11 protein-coding genes are annotated in these 14,757 nt (G+C 40.3%); 2 read left to right on the top strand and 9 right to left on the bottom strand.

The window, feature by feature from the left end; all coding sequences use genetic code 11:
* Positions 1 to 44: 44 nt before the first annotated feature.
* Entirely contained in the window at positions 45 to 776 is a 732-nt protein-coding gene (locus B4N43_RS08485; protein WP_115046318.1) for an RDD family protein, read from the top strand.
* A 235-nt stretch (positions 777 to 1,011) separates the two neighbouring features.
* On the opposite strand, the gene B4N43_RS08480 is transcribed toward B4N43_RS08485, so the two are convergent.
* The 5 genes from B4N43_RS08480 to B4N43_RS08460 form a co-directional block, all read right to left on the bottom strand.
* A complete protein-coding gene (locus tag B4N43_RS08480) occupies positions 1,012 to 1,992 on the bottom strand; it encodes an IS3 family transposase (RefSeq protein WP_157698357.1) in 981 nt (326 codons plus the stop codon).
* On the bottom strand, positions 1,989 to 2,366 hold the full coding sequence (locus B4N43_RS08475; RefSeq protein WP_075993755.1) for a hypothetical protein: 378 nt from the start codon (positions 2,364 to 2,366) through the stop codon (positions 1,989 to 1,991). Before B4N43_RS08475 ends, B4N43_RS08480 begins: the two co-directional genes overlap by 4 nt.
* A gap of 246 nt (positions 2,367 to 2,612) precedes the next feature.
* Positions 2,613 to 3,503, bottom strand: a complete 891-nt coding sequence (gene fabD, locus B4N43_RS08470; RefSeq protein ID WP_112375115.1) for an ACP S-malonyltransferase — start codon at positions 3,501 to 3,503, stop codon at positions 2,613 to 2,615.
* 217 nt (positions 3,504 to 3,720) lie between these two features.
* Positions 3,721 to 4,950 carry a M16 family metallopeptidase gene (locus B4N43_RS08465; RefSeq protein ID WP_070560942.1) on the bottom strand — a complete coding sequence of 410 codons (1,230 nt, stop codon included), beginning with the start codon at positions 4,948 to 4,950 and terminating at the stop codon, positions 3,721 to 3,723.
* Between the two features lie 230 nt (positions 4,951 to 5,180).
* Positions 5,181 to 8,018: an outer membrane beta-barrel protein gene (locus B4N43_RS08460; protein ID WP_286734139.1), complete on the bottom strand. Its 2,838-nt coding sequence runs from the start codon at positions 8,016 to 8,018 to the stop codon at positions 5,181 to 5,183.
* A 269-nt stretch (positions 8,019 to 8,287) separates the two neighbouring features.
* Here B4N43_RS08460 and B4N43_RS08455 point away from each other — a divergent pair, with 269 nt between their 5' ends.
* A complete protein-coding gene (locus B4N43_RS08455) occupies positions 8,288 to 8,884 on the top strand; it encodes a ribonuclease HII (RefSeq protein ID WP_145330958.1) in 597 nt (198 codons plus the stop codon).
* 29 nt (positions 8,885 to 8,913) lie between these two features.
* Here B4N43_RS08455 and B4N43_RS08450 read toward each other — a convergent pair whose 3' ends face one another.
* The 4 genes from B4N43_RS08450 to B4N43_RS08435 all read right to left on the bottom strand — a co-directional run bounded on the left by B4N43_RS08450 (position 8,914) and on the right by B4N43_RS08435 (position 14,629).
* Positions 8,914 to 11,394 (bottom strand): YfhO family protein, encoded by a 2,481-nt coding sequence (locus B4N43_RS08450; RefSeq protein WP_286734137.1) that lies wholly within the window; start codon positions 11,392 to 11,394, stop codon positions 8,914 to 8,916.
* Between the two features lie 323 nt (positions 11,395 to 11,717).
* Complete coding sequence (locus B4N43_RS08445; RefSeq protein WP_088163334.1) at positions 11,718 to 12,038, bottom strand: YbjQ family protein; 321 nt, start codon at positions 12,036 to 12,038, stop codon at positions 11,718 to 11,720.
* A 3-nt stretch (positions 12,039 to 12,041) separates the two neighbouring features.
* Positions 12,042 to 12,728, bottom strand: coding sequence for a potassium channel family protein (locus B4N43_RS08440; protein WP_075990332.1), 687 nt, complete (start codon positions 12,726 to 12,728; stop codon positions 12,042 to 12,044).
* A 110-nt stretch (positions 12,729 to 12,838) separates the two neighbouring features.
* Entirely contained in the window at positions 12,839 to 14,629 is a 1,791-nt protein-coding gene (locus B4N43_RS08435) for a TrkH family potassium uptake protein (RefSeq protein WP_286734132.1), read from the bottom strand.
* Between the last annotated feature and the right edge of the window lie 128 nt (positions 14,630 to 14,757).

Raw genomic sequence — 14,757 nt, 5'->3', positions numbered from 1 at the left:
GACCTAGATATGCTATATTGCTATTAAACTCAAATAATTTACATATGAATAAGCTTGAGATAAATACAGCACAAAATGTAAAAATCGAATATAATCTTGCCAGTCTTGGTTCAAGAATGATCGCTTTTGCAATAGATTATTTTATTATAGTCTGTTATTATTTCTTTTGCTTCTTTCTCTTGGACAGCATAAACATGAACGCAGGAGATCCCTATCTTTTTTATGGCGTTATGATGGCATTGACCCTACCCGCGTTTTTTTACACATTGATTACCGAAACCGCCTTTGGTGGTCAGACAGTAGGTAAGAAAATCATGAAAATAAAGGTTGTTAAACTTGACGGTTCGCGAGCCAACTTTTATCAATACTTGTCCAGATGGAGTCTATCTATTGTAGATATTTGGATGACGATGGGTGGTGTCGCCATTACCTCGATCGTTTTATCCAAAAATGGGCAACGCATTGGAGATATCGCCGCAGAAACTTCCGTTATCAGCCTCAAACCTACATTAAAATTGAGCGACACAATTTACGAAGAGACTTTCGACAATCATCCAATTCTATTTCCACAGGTTATCAAATTGAGCGACAAGGATGCTAATTCGGTCAAAGAGATCTACCAAACAGCTTTTGACAGAAGAGATGTGGGCATTTTAACAGCTTTGGTCCAGCGTCTTGAGGCGGTTATGGAAGTCAAACATCCTGAAAAAATGACTCCCAACGACTTCGTGCTGCAGGTCATGAAAGATCATTACAGCATGTTTAAGGATAAATAGTTTTTACGCTCATAGTTGATTCTGCATTCTCTCGGTTAAAAAACGGATATCGATCGGAGCTCGTTCGGTGTTTCTTCGCTTGCAACCGAAGAAGTACCGAACGAGCTCCGAACAAGTACCGAATAAGCACCGAGTAATCTCCGAAACTGATCGCTATGTCTTATCCATGTCTTATACTGAAATAGGTTTACATTTACCGAACAGATTACTATATAGATTTTACATCCTATTTTTTCTACTGGATTTGGTTGTCATTGTCCGTTTTCTGACTGTTATCGGTTGTCCTTTCCCTAACCACAGTTTCCCTAGTTTTGCTGCGGAACTTTTTTGACTCAGCGTTACGTCTTTGAAACATTTTGGGAACTTTTTGGTTCTGCAATTGCTGATGTGCCTGCTGGGGAGACATCATATTGCAGGACATATGTGGCCTAAAATGATTGTATATATTGACTGCCTTGACCAGCTGTGCAAGTGCCGTTTTGTAGTCTGGAAAGGTCTCAGCCATGCGATATTCGCTTTTTAGGATGCCATTTAGCCTTTCTGCCACGGCATTGTCGTACGGGCTTCCGGATTGTGTCATGCTTATTGTAATCCTATTTTCCTGCAATATAGTGACATAATTTGTACTGCAATACTGGATGCCGCGATCGGAGTGGTGGGTCAGATCGCTCTGTGGATACATTCTATGTGATATTGCCATCCTGAGCGCTGATATACAGGCCTGTGCTGTTGGCCTGTGCGTAAGTTTGTAGCCCACGATCTTTCGGGAATAGGCATCTGTGACCAGGCACAGGTAGATCCATTTGTCCCGGATGCGGATGTAGGTGATGTCACTTACCCATATCTGCTCGGGACGCAGGGCCTGCCTGCGCTGCACAAGGTCGGGCCACTTTTTGAAACGGTGGTCGGACTGGGTGGTGATGGCATACCTGCGTTTGCATTTGACCAAAAGGTCATTTTCGCGCAACAGTCTGAAGAAAGCGTCCCTTCCCAGTCCAACCATCGCACTACCCATTTCTTTGACCAATATGCTGCGGAGTTTAAGGGTACCCATGCGATGGGAGTCCTTCCGAATTTCACGTACCCGCGCCAGCACAAGCCCGCTGCGAACGGAGTATTCCTGTTCTCTGCCCATATATTTATAGTAGGATTGCCTTGTTCTGCCAAATAGTCCACAAAGTCTGGAGACCGAAACATTCTGGTAACACGACTTCATTTCTTGGACGATTTGGCCCCAGACTTTTTTACAAAATCAGCCCCATGGAGCTCCTCCGCTTTTTTGATCAACATCTCCAGGGCAGTAATTTTGAGGTTCGCCTGGAAGAGTTCATCCCTGAGATCCTGCTCATTTTTCACCCCAGTGTCTTCTGGCTCAACAGTCTGGGAAACTTCCAGCTCCAGATTGTTTTCCCACTGCTGGTACCATTTCATAAAATACCGCGGAGTGGCTTCCCCCGGAAGATTGTACTTCTGGGCAAGTTGCGAATAACTCAGCTTGCCGGCAAGGTATTCTCTGGAAACGAGGATCTTGAAGCTATCACTGTAAACTTGCTGTCCCCCTGATTTACGTTTTGTCATACGCTTTTTCATAATATTAAATTTAAGATTTTAATATTCGGTTTTTGTAAACCTTTTTCAGGAATGGACACCATTTTTACAGGTTAATTCTTGAAGTAAAGTAAGAACCGTATTAGACCTTTTGTAAACATTTTTCAGGGATGGACAGGTAATTCTTGATGTGATTCCGATTTTTCGTTCATAAAAAATGCCCTCAAAAAGTTGGACACTTTTTGAGGGCACAGCAAAATAATTCCTTTTTTTATACTGAACATTTTGTTACGCGGTCACTGAAGCCGCAGAAGTCTGCACCTGACGGTCAACCTTCTTAACCAATCCCTGCAATACATTTCCTGGACCTACTTCTACAAAAGCTGTTGCACCATCGGCCAACATATTTTGTACTGTCTGCGTCCACCGTACAGCGCCAGTTAATTGCGCAATAAGATTTTCCTTGATAACCGCTGGATCTGTCTGTGGTTTGGCATCTATATTTTGATAAATCGGACAGCGAGGCGACAAAATGTTTACAGCTTCGATAGCCGCTTGCAATTCGACTTTGGCAGATTCCATCAATGGTGAGTGAAATGCTCCACCCACGTTTAATTTTAATGCTCTCTTAGCACCGGCCTCGGTCAGCAAAGCACAAGCTTTGTCCACACCTTCAATAGATCCCGAAATCACCAATTGTCCGGGACAGTTATAATTCGCTGCCACCACTACGTCATCAACTTTAGCACAGATCTCTTCCACTATAGCATCTTCCAGACCTAATATCGCAGCCATCGTTGAAGGCTGAAGCTCACATGCTTTTTGCATCGCGTTGGCGCGTTGTGCAACCAATTTCAAGCCATCTTCAAAGCTCAGTGCGCCCGCTGCTACCAAAGCCGAAAACTCACCCAATGAGTGACCTGCAACCATGTCCGGTTGAAAAGACTCTCCCAATGCTTTTGCCAAAATGACCGAATGCAAGAAAATAGCCGGTTGGGTTACGTTGGTTTGTTTCAACTCCTCGTCTGTACCGGAAAACATGACATCCGTGATGCGAAATCCTAAAATATCGTTAGCCTGTTCGAACAAAGCTTTCGTTTCATCATTTAAATTATACAGGTCTTGCCCCATTCCAACAAATTGGGCCCCTTGACCAGGAAATACATATGCTGTTTTCATCCCTTATATTTTTTATTCGTTTATTTGTCTGCTACAATAGGTATTGAATCTGCTTTCTGCAGTCAATGGTTGATGAGAACGAATTCCCGTAAGCGCAAACTTAGATAAATTGCTTTTTATATGCAATATAAATTCATTTCAGCCAGCTATATTCCCATCTTCGGCCGTTCGATCTCATATTGTTCATTTCCTCAGAAGGATCTATCGATCCTTAAATTCAGTCTTCGGGAACAAAACTTAGCGACAACATCTTCTTCGGGTCAAATACATCTTGCGCTATTTCCAGCAGCCCTGTATTAGTCAAGTCCTGAATTTTTTCAATTACTTCGTCCAATAAGATGACACGATCATAGTCCATCACGTTTTTCGCGGCAGAGATAATCATACTCATACGGTTCTCTTCGGTCAAAGCAATCTGACCAATAAATTTCTGCTTCGCCTTTTTTACTGCAGTTTCGGATAGCGGTTGCTCGGTTAGCTTCGCTAGTTCTTTAAAGACGAGTTTTTTAGCTTTTTCAACTTTTTCTTCATCGGTACCGAGGTAAATACTAAATAACCCTGTATCCGAAAAAATAGTATAATTAGATTCAATGGTATAGGCTATTCCATATTTCTCCCGAATAGAAAGATTCAGAATAGAACCCATTCCCATGCCGCCAAGCATATTGTTCAAAAGCAACAGCCCTGTCTTACGCTCATCACGATAACCGTAAGCCAAAGATCCAAGCATGTAATGAACCTGATTAATTGGTTTTGCAACTGCAAGATGCTGTTCAATAATTGGATTGACATCGTTTCTCATCCGCATAATTGTATTTGCTGGAACACCACCAAAGATCTTGTGCAACAATCGCTCAACTTCTTTTAGCGTATAATTACCTGTGATACCAATAACCATTTCATTTGTATCATAGTTTGCCTGCATAAAGTCGACGATATCGCCCTTTTGTAGTGCGAGAAGCTGATCTTCCAGTCCCAAAATATTGTGTCCTAAACCCGACCCCTGAAAAACCAGATCCTCAAAATCGTCTACAATAGACTCTTCTGGGCTATCCAGGTAAGACGCCATTTCATCTACAATGACAGATTTTTCTTTATCCAATTCTATATCGGGAAAAGTGGAATGAAAAAAGATATCTTCAAAAAGATCTAAGGCACGACTTAAATAAGGCTGAAGAATAGAGGCATGTACACAGGTATATTCCTTCGTTGTATAAGCATTCAAATCTCCGCCAACGGATTCCAAATGATTTATAATCTGTTGTGTCGAGCGTCTTTCTGTTCGTTTGAATAAAAGATGCTCAATAAAATGGGCTACACCATATTTTCCAGCAGACTCATCACGAGACCCCGCATTGATGACCATGCAGACATGTGTAACCGGTAAATTCTGATATTGAAATACTACGCGTATTCCGTTTGAAAGTCTAATAATTTCGTATTCCATGCAGTATAAACTTGCTGTAACTTCTTTAGTCTATCTATTTTGTGTGCCCGTTAGCCTTGACTATCTCCTCCAAAAAAATATACAATCGTACATTCTTTCGCCACTTTGCTCAATCTTCAAATCATAGGGCACATGAAGTGATCACAAAACTAGGCATTTTTAAACGCAAAACGGTCATAGCGAAATCACTATGACCGTTTTTATATCCTATAGCAATAAGATTATTCAAATTACATACGCGGTGGTCTCATTCCGCCTGGGAATCTGTTCTCGCCTTCAGGGTTCCCCATAGCGAATTTTTGGAACTTGTAAGTAAACAAAATCATAAAATATCGTCCCAAACGGTTGGTACGGCTATCTGTAATCATAGACTCACTCACCGTTCTTGAAACATTCGTTTGTTGATTTAACAAGTCAAATGCTTGTAGACGTACAGTACCGCGTTGTTGACTCAAGAACTTCTGCTCCAAATAGGTATTTATGACGAAAGGATTTGCATTAATGCCGGCTCCATAACCACTGTTGAATTGCTTGGATAGATCCGCTCCGAAAATGGTTGTTTTTGTTATGTTAACAGAACCAATCAATGTTGGTGTCCAGGATGAGACATTCGTCGTACGATTTGTCAATGAATTCTCTGTATGATTAAATTGGTAGCGTACCCCTGGATTGATTTCTAGGTTCTCGGAAGGATTATATCTAAACATTAAACCTTGATTTAATACAATATTCCGGGCGATGTTCTTTTGACCTACGTTATCATCTTTCTCTGTGGAAACATATCCAATATTTTTATTGTAAGACACACCCCCCATTAACATAATATTATATGTTTTTTCTTTCAGTGATTTACCATAATGATAGAAAGAACTCACATTAAATGGCTTATCGCTTGTTTCATTCAAATAGCGGGTTTCGGAAACTAACGTCGAATTTGTTTGGCCAGTTTGATAATCCATTAGATCATCAAAATAGCTTTTGCTCAAGCTCACAATTTTGTTGTTAGTCAAACCGGCATTAATGAACGCAAAAAAGTTGTTTCCTTTTTGAAAATCATTCTGACGGAATCTTACATTCAATTGATGGCTAAATTCCGGATTCAGATTTGCATTACCAATTACGATACTGGTCCGGTTTGTACTCATATCAAACGGCAAGATCTGCGTTACTGAAGGCTCATTCGGTGTTCCCGAATAATTCACAGAGATATTGGACTGTCTCGAAAATTTATATTCAAAACGTGCAATAGGCATCCAGTTCATGTTGTTGCGATGAATTGGAACCACTAATCCTGAACTGATCGCATCACCTCTTAATTGAGAAGGCTGAGCCGCAGCTCCAATGGAATAGGTTATTTTATCGCCACTATACAAATAGTTTGCCCCGATTTTATGTGTTGTGAAGGAATAATCATAATTATAATCAAAATTCAACTTGGGATCTTCTGCAATAAGGTTTCCATCGCGATCAAACCCTTGTTGTTTGTTCGAATTGTCATACTTATTTTTGTTGAAGTCGTAGGTAAATTCCACTTTTCCCTTCTCAGAAACAGGTTCAGTATAATTCACCGAAGCGCCCCCATTCCAACTTTTATTATTTGCTTCTAGAATCGTCTTTTCATAGATCGAATCTAGTGGAGCATTTGCATTGTTGGGATCCGCCAACAACCTATCTAGAATGGCATTCTGATCTTTCGTTGTTTTTGCATTATTGAAGTTCATGTTTACAAAAACATTCCTTCCTTTATCATTAAATTTATGGTTGTACAATCCGCTAATTCCAAATCTCGGTGCAGTAGAATTTGCAACAATATCTTGGGCCTGTGAATTATTAAATACGCTACTACGGTAAGTTAGCGAATTGGTACCTGTCGTTACATCACTATTGTCGTAACCAAACTGAGGAGAGATTTTGATATAGTCTTTCGTAGTAGGCTTCCATTCAACATTTGCTTCAAAACGGTGGCTTGCTCCTACTGTATTGGAATTAGATTGAACACTATCCGTTTGCATGATATTAGGTAGTGTATTTTCCTGAAAGCGCTGCGATATTGTTGTATTGTTGCTATGGCTATAACTGTAACTACCGTAAACCGTCAATTTATCATTAAAGTCTTTACGGTAATTCAGCCCGATAGAACCGATTTTAGTTAAACCGTCCGATCCGCCAAACATGCCGCCGCCGCGACGGCCGCCGCCACCCTGGCCACGACGCGCACCGCCACCAACGGTACTAAAGTCAAATAAGGGTGCATTGGTGTTGTTCAAATTTCCCAATACAGAAATTTGTTCACCTTCGCGCATCCCCATCCACATCCCTGTAGCCTGGTAACGATCTTCGGTTCCCACGCCTGCCCGTAGGGTAGTCATATGTCCTGTATTGTATTTTGGGTCTATCTGAATATTTAATACTTTTTCTGAATCACCCGTTTTATTACCGGTGACATTGGCCATATCGCCATAATCATCGATGACCTGCATCTTTTGGATAATATTTGCCGGTAGATTCTGTGTTGCTGTCTTTACATCTCCACCAAAAAAGTCCTTACCATTTATACGAACCCGCTTAACAGACTCTCCTTGTGCCGTAACATTGCCGTCTTTATCGACTTCGACCCCTTGTAATTTTTTCAAAGCGTCCTCGGCAACCGCGCCATCGCGGAGTTTTAGATCTTTCATGGTATATTCGAGGGTATCACTTTTGACAACGACTGTAGGGACTCCATCAACAACAACTTCTTGTAGCATCTGTGAGTTCTGTTGTAAAGTCAAACTTGGAATAATATGCTTTGATTCGCCTTTAGGGATACTTAATTCCTGCTCAAAACGTTCGAACCCAAGGTTTGAAACCGTAATTTTAAAGGTGTCCGCCTTGACTTTATCAAAGATAAAAATCCCGGCCATATTAGATCCTGTCGTCATGGAATCCAATTTTGACGTTAATTTCACTGTTGCACCGGCGACAATTCGATTCTTGTCGTCCTTCAACATTCCCTGTACGCTCTTCGTCTGGCCATAAACGGTCCATCCCATCAGCATACTAAACAAAAAAAGCACAAAGCCTCTCATAATACGTATTTTTATATTTCTATAATTGATAAATCTTTGACTCTAAAACTATTGCTCAAGTTTAATTTGAAACAATATGGCCTAGACAAGAACAAACTTTTATTTTGTTAATGGAAATTATTCCAACGTTTTAATAGTCTAGCGCTCTAAATCTTTACAAAAGAAGACATTATTAGTGTTAATTAATGTAAACGGTCGATATTCACACAGAAGTTACAATAGATAACTCTAAATTTATTTGTATTTTCGGCTATTTTAAAGAACTGAACATGCTATTATCATATTATCAGGAGCAGTGGATAGAGGCCGGCTGTGACGAAGCGGGAAGAGGTTGTCTGGCAGGGCCAGTTTTCGCTGCAGCAGTGATTTTCCCCACAGACTACCATCACGAACTTCTTAATGACTCCAAACAACTAAGTGAAAAAAAGAGGATGGCTTTACGCCCCATCATTGAGCGCGAAGCCCTTGCTTATGCCGTTGCGAGCGTCTCAGCAGAAGAAATAGATCGCATAAATATCCACAATGCGAGCTACCTGGCGATGCATAAGGCACTTGATCTCTTAAAGACCAAAGCCGAGTATATTATTGTTGACGGGAATAAGTTTATTCCTTACCAAGAGATACCTTATTCATGTATTGTGAAGGGGGATGGAAAATACCTATCCATTGCTGCGGCCTCTATTTTGGCTAAAACGTACCGGGATGAATACATGGACAACATCGCCTTGGATTATCCCGATTACGACTGGCTCAACAACAAAGGGTATCCGACAGTTAAGCACAGAACAGCTGTATTGGCACACGGCTCCACTCCACATCATAGAAAAAGCTTTAGAATAACCGATCCGCAGCTCAAATTATTCTAAAGCTCACACAATAAAAAAAGAAACAGCAACTAAGCCGCTGTTTCTTTTTTATTCCCTCTAAAGGAGAAATATATCGCCGCTCCTATTCCCAATACAAGAACAATAGACGAGATTAATGTCAATAAATTACCAAATTTGTGTGACTCTGGATCAAAAACAAATTCTATCTTATGCGTTCCCGCAGGTAATTGCAGTGCTCTTAGGATATAATCCGCACGGATAATCGGCGTTTCCTTTCCATCCACATAGGCTTTCCATCCTTTATCATAAAATACTTCAGAAAATACCGCAAAGGCATCATTGGCAGCCGTATATTCATATTGCATTTTATCCGGATGGTAAGATGTCAACTTAATCTCCCCTGTCGTTGAAGCATTCGAAGTTTTAGCCTTAATCTCATTTTGATATTGTTGATTCACAAACGCCTCCTTATGTGGATCAAAAGAACTGATTGCTTGCATCTCCTCGGCATTTCCTTTCACAAAACTTACCCGATCCACAAACCAAGCATTTCCTGCCGCGGTACTTCTTCTTACAATACGTTGCGACTGATTCTGAGGATCTGTCGTAATCAAATAACGTACGTTGAACATATCCAGCACATCTTCATTAAGGGCACCATTAAATTGATTTTCCAAAATTTCCTGGAAGCGCATTAATTTTGCAGCATGGTATCCTCCTAGGGATTTATGGAAGTAGGATGGACGGGCATCCGAAAACGGATCCGAAGTCAAGTCTAGCACACGATAGCTTGGATCTTTATCCATTAAGATCAATTGATCCACTTCCCGTTGTTGGAATACTTGCTGTGCTGTAGCCCCTTTCTCCATAAAAGATTTGTCATTCAAAAAGCGCTTATCTACACTCCATAAATCAAACAAGAATAAGACCAGCAATGTCCCCAGTAATACACCTTCGCTCAGTTTCTTCTTTAAAAAGACCCAAACAAATCCAAAAGTTAGTAGAACGATGACAAAGGAACGATAAGCATCTTTGCTTGCGATATCTTTACGATCCAGAACCAACTGGTTTGCCAAATCCGTCGCAAAGGCCTTGTCGCCTATCTCGTGCTCAAAAGTTGCTACTAAATTGCTATGCCCCGCATTTCTAAAGTTCAAAAAGAGATCGGGCATCACGCCAATAAGCAGACAGACGCCACCGACACCAATAAAAGTATACAGCACTTTTTTATCTAAGTTTGGAATCTCCTTCGCCCGTGTCAAAAGCTCGTTGACAGCCAGAATTGCCATCATAGGTACTGTAATGGAAACCACAACAAGAATGGATTCAACAGCCCTAAACTTATTGTACATCGGGAAATAGTCAAAGAACAGATCTGATACAAGTGTAAAGTTTTTTCCAAAAGACAAAAGCAATGCTAAAATGGTTGTTGCCAAAATCCACCACTTGAAGCGGTCCTTGACAATAACAAGGCCTAAAACAAATAAGAAGAAAACTCCGGCCCCAAAATACCATGGTCCCGACGTAAAACGTTTGTCGCCCCAATAGGTTGGCATACCTTGTGCCATCTGAGCAGCTTGAATCTCCGACGCACCTCCTCGTTCCATTAGGAATTTAGCAACATGTGATTTTTCGTCCAATTGTCCACCAGTTGAACCACCATAGGCATTTGGAATCAAAAAGGTAATGGTTTCACCAATCCCTTGGCTCCACTCATAGGCATATTCTTTATCAAGCCCTTTCTCTTTGGCGTTGTTGTTATCAACCTTCGTGATATTGGCATGTCCACGCGTACTTAATTTACTATATTCCCAAGTTGGTAATAAAATAGATGCATTTACCATCAAAGCGATGACCACAGCGATAATCTGCCTCCCCGAAGCAATAAAAAAACCTTTTAATTGTTTTTGTTTAATCGCATCTACGAAAGTGAAAATCACGTATACCATCAGGACTATCAACAGGTAATAGGTTGTTTGCAAGTGATTTACACGAATCTCCAGCGAAAGAAACAGCGCCAATAATACAGGCCCCCACAATTTACTTCCCCGATAACACATAATAACCGCAGCAATAACGGGTGGAATAAATGCAATTGCATTAGCCCTTGTTATGTGCCCAGCTTCAATATAAATAAAATTATAGGATGTAAACGCAATGGCTATTGCACCAATTGCTGCCAGCCAGGGTTTGATCCGTAAGACACTAAAAAGGAAATAAGCACCCAACAAATAAAATAGCACTGTATCCATTGGGCTCGGAAAGGCGAACTTAACCGCTTTTAAGAAATAAGTACCAATGTTATTCTCATTTTCTTGCCAAATTTGATAAGTCGGCATCCCGCCAAACATAGAGTTAGTCCATAAAGGCGCTTTACCATCCTTTGCCTTAAAATCAAATAATTCCTTCTGTGCCGCCTGCGCTTGTACCACATCCGACTGCGCCAGTGTTTTTCCTTGCCAAACAGGGGTAAAATAAAAAAATACGAGCGCAATAAATATCGCAATAACGATCAAATGTGCTGAATTCGCCTTAAACCAATTTTTCATCCGTATAAATTTGTCATTTTAAGGTGATGAATATATCTAATTTATTCAACTTACCAAATAATCGTTCATTCATAACTTGCCTTTCGTTGTATTTATGAACACATTACACGCGGTTTGATAAAACTCGATGATTTCATTTACCTTCTTAGGTTGTTTAAAAGTCTTAAAAGCCAAACTTAGATAAATTTGTTTTTATATACAATTATAATTATCGCTCAGTGCCCTGTTAACAGAAAGTTTATAATAGGTATTAAATACGATCGATCAATGTCATGTCTTTTAAGCACTAAAAAAGCCCTAATGTTATTTAGGGCTTTTGGTAATTAAGATTTCATTTTTACGGCCGTTCCCGTTGCGCCCACCATCATCATTCCGCCCGTTCCTACCGTTTGAAAGTCTAATCGCACTCCAACGACGGCATCAGCACCCAATGCGCGTGCACGGTCTTCAAGTTCGCGCAACGCAGCTTCACGTGTTTCCTGGAATGCGCGTTCATAAGAATTGGATCTTCCGCCAAAAAAATCACGAAAACCCGCCATCATATCCTTGATTGCGTTCGCTCCCAGAACCACTTCGGAAGAGACTATCCCCAAATAACGTTCAATTTGGTGTCCCTCAATAGTACCAGTTGTTGTCAATAACATATTTTATTCTCCTTTTTGAATTAACTTATTAATATTGGATAACTCCCCAAAAACAACCAAAATATCGCCTTCTTCCATGATCGTTTCCGAGGCAGCAATTCCAGAAGCTTCCTTTTGTTCTTTGGTCACACCGTCCTTCTTCGTTTCTGTGATCTTCACAGTGGTCAACACGATAACCTTGTATAAATTGGTCAGGTTCGCTTCACGTAATGTCATGCCCACATAACGAGCAGGCACTTTAGTCTCCACAATGGAATATTTATCCGAAACCTTAAACGAATCGACAATATCAATATTGTCCAAGCGCATCGCCAATCGTTCAGCAGCTTCTTCTTCGGGCATAATATATTCATTGATTTCCATTGCTTCCAAAACAGTCTTTTGTAAATCTGAAACGATACGACCAATGATACGTTTAACCTTCAACTGTTTTAAGAGGGCTACGGTCATGAGCGAAGCTCCCTCATCCTCTCCAATAGCAACAATGACTGCATGGGCATCTTTAAGGGGTAATGACGATACCGCTTCTCGGTCGGTTGTATCTAGGCATACCGTGTGCGTTATCTTGTCCTTGAGTTGTTCAACGATACTGAGATTTCGGTCTGCCCCTATCACCTCATGTCCGAGCTCAGTAAGATGTACTCCTAAAGAGCGTCCAAAATGCCCCAATCCTAAAACAATATACTTCATATCTCAAACTAAAATAAATTTACTGTTATTTCCAAGCTCTCTTTCTCTCTACCTGCTCATATTACTCCGATAAGTTCATCAAAAGTTAGTCAATACGCTTGTCGGTCTACCTAAAACAAGATCTTTTCTTCCGGAAATACAATATTTCTCCGTGTTGTATTTTTAATAAAAGCGACCAGCAGAGTCAGCATACCCACACGTCCGACGAGCATTGTTAGGGCAATAATCAATTTTCCGCCCATACTGAGTGATGGTGTAATCCCCAAACTTAATCCACATGTTGTATAGGCTGATAGTGATTCAAAGAGGAGTGCTTTCATACTCTTATCGGGATCTGTAAAAATGAGCATAAAAAAACTGAACCCTACGACGAATAGCGACAACAGAATAATCGCAAAAGCCTTGTTAACAGATTCGCCGGCTATCCTCCTTTTAAAAATCTCAATATATTCTTTTCCCTTAGCCAGAGAAACAATATTCAACAGCGAAACAGCAACGGTAGTTACCTTTACTCCCCCACCAGTAGATCCGGGAGAAGCCCCGACCCACATCAGAATCATAATCAAAAAAACAGTCGGTGGCCCGACAAAACTCAAATCAACACTATTGTAACCTGCTGAACGCGCTGCATTGGCCATAAAGAAGGAAGTTGCCCATTCACCATCGATTCCCCTTTCAAGAGAAAGGGTGTTCCCTCGCTCCAAAAAGTAGAAAAACAAAGTTGCACTTACAATAATAATCGCATTACAGACCAGCACCAATTTAGAATTAAAGCTAAAGCTCCATGCTTTATGCTTATAGTTTTTCTTTGTGATCCATCGGTGATAATAAAGCAATATAGATTCTTTAATATAGGTGTAGAAATTCAATACAATTCCAAAACCCAAACCACCAAGAATGAAAAGCGAAGATAACGCCAACTGGAATGGGTAATTGAATTTATAGGCTTCATTGGTAATGCCCCCTGATAAGATCGAAAATCCAGCATTACAGAATGAAGAAATAGAATGAAAGATCGAAAAGAAAACCATGCTCCCTAAATTTGGAAAATTAGCACTTTCTAAGGTACTAAAGATCAGTATAGCGCCAAGAAATTCAAACAGCAGCGTAATAAATATCATGGTCAATAGGGTTTTAATGACAGAGGCCACTTTATTTTCACCTAGAATTTCACCAAACATCAATTGATTCTTAAAAGAAAATCCGCCAGAGAAAAAATAGCCAAAAAAACCTGTAAATGTCATAATACCCAACCCGCCAACCTGTATCAAAACAATGACTACAGTTTGTCCGAACATGCTAAAATTGGTTGAAATATCGGCAACTGACAAGCCTGTGATACAAACAGCACTCGTTGCCATAAATAAGGCGTCCACAAAACTTAACGGAGCTTCTACCGTGGTACGGGGCAGCATCAAGAGTACGGTCCCGAGCAAGATAAGAACCAGGAAACTGATGACAAACAATATTGTCGGATTAAAATAAAAATTGTCAAAGAAAAGTGTGCTCTTCGATAACTCCGCGATAAAAATAAGATAGATTCCTAGATAAACCCACTGTTCTCTTGAAAAAACAGAAAGCGCTCCAAATTCTGCAAAACGGGCAATAAGAATAAATACAAAGTAAATGAGGATAACTAAGCCCGCGTAATGCTCAACAGCAATTTTTTTGAGTGCGTAAATGGAAGATGACTCGCGGAGAGCAATCATGACAAATAGGACAAAGAAAAGATAATGAATTGTTTTACCAAGCAATTTCCCCAATGTAGGATCAGTAACATAGCCCACATTAAAAATAACGATTGCGGCGCAAATCATGCTCACATAGAACATGATTTTGTCTACAAGTCCATTTTTATATTTGAAAACAAATCGGATAAAACTTAAAATCGAATCTATCATAATGTCTCAAACTAAGATAAATCTGTCAATAAATGCAAATCTATCTCCGTTGTATTTTTTGGTGCGCTAACGAAGTCGACAATGAGGATTTATAAATACAGTATATCGCTTCCTCAACCATTTCTAAA

The organism is Sphingobacterium sp. UBA1897, from assembly GCF_002337775.1.
Lineage (GTDB): Bacteria > Bacteroidota > Bacteroidia > Sphingobacteriales > Sphingobacteriaceae > Sphingobacterium > Sphingobacterium siyangense.
Note: the sequence above shows the minus strand (reverse complement) of the source record. Positions and strands in the feature narration are given on the sequence as shown.

Coding starts and splice junctions, on each gene's coding strand:
- fabD (WP_112375115.1), bottom strand. CDS start 3,503: ATGAAAACAGCATATGTATTTCCTGGTCAAGGGGCCCAATTTGTTGGA.
- B4N43_RS08455 (WP_145330958.1), top strand. CDS start 8,288: ATGCTATTATCATATTATCAGGAGCAGTGGATAGAGGCCGGCTGTGAC.
- B4N43_RS08445 (WP_088163334.1), bottom strand. CDS start 12,038: ATGTTATTGACAACAACTGGTACTATTGAGGGACACCAAATTGAACGT.
- B4N43_RS08460 (WP_286734139.1), bottom strand. CDS start 8,018: ATGAGAGGCTTTGTGCTTTTTTTGTTTAGTATGCTGATGGGATGGACC.
- B4N43_RS08450 (WP_286734137.1), bottom strand. CDS start 11,394: ATGAAAAATTGGTTTAAGGCGAATTCAGCACATTTGATCGTTATTGCG.
- B4N43_RS08480 (WP_157698357.1), bottom strand. CDS start 1,992: ATGAAGTCGTGTTACCAGAATGTTTCGGTCTCCAGACTTTGTGGACTA.
- B4N43_RS08485 (WP_115046318.1), top strand. CDS start 45: ATGAATAAGCTTGAGATAAATACAGCACAAAATGTAAAAATCGAATAT.
- B4N43_RS08440 (WP_075990332.1), bottom strand. CDS start 12,728: ATGAAGTATATTGTTTTAGGATTGGGGCATTTTGGACGCTCTTTAGGA.
- B4N43_RS08465 (WP_070560942.1), bottom strand. CDS start 4,950: ATGGAATACGAAATTATTAGACTTTCAAACGGAATACGCGTAGTATTT.
- B4N43_RS08475 (WP_075993755.1), bottom strand. CDS start 2,366: ATGAAAAAGCGTATGACAAAACGTAAATCAGGGGGACAGCAAGTTTAC.
- B4N43_RS08435 (WP_286734132.1), bottom strand. CDS start 14,629: ATGATAGATTCGATTTTAAGTTTTATCCGATTTGTTTTCAAATATAAA.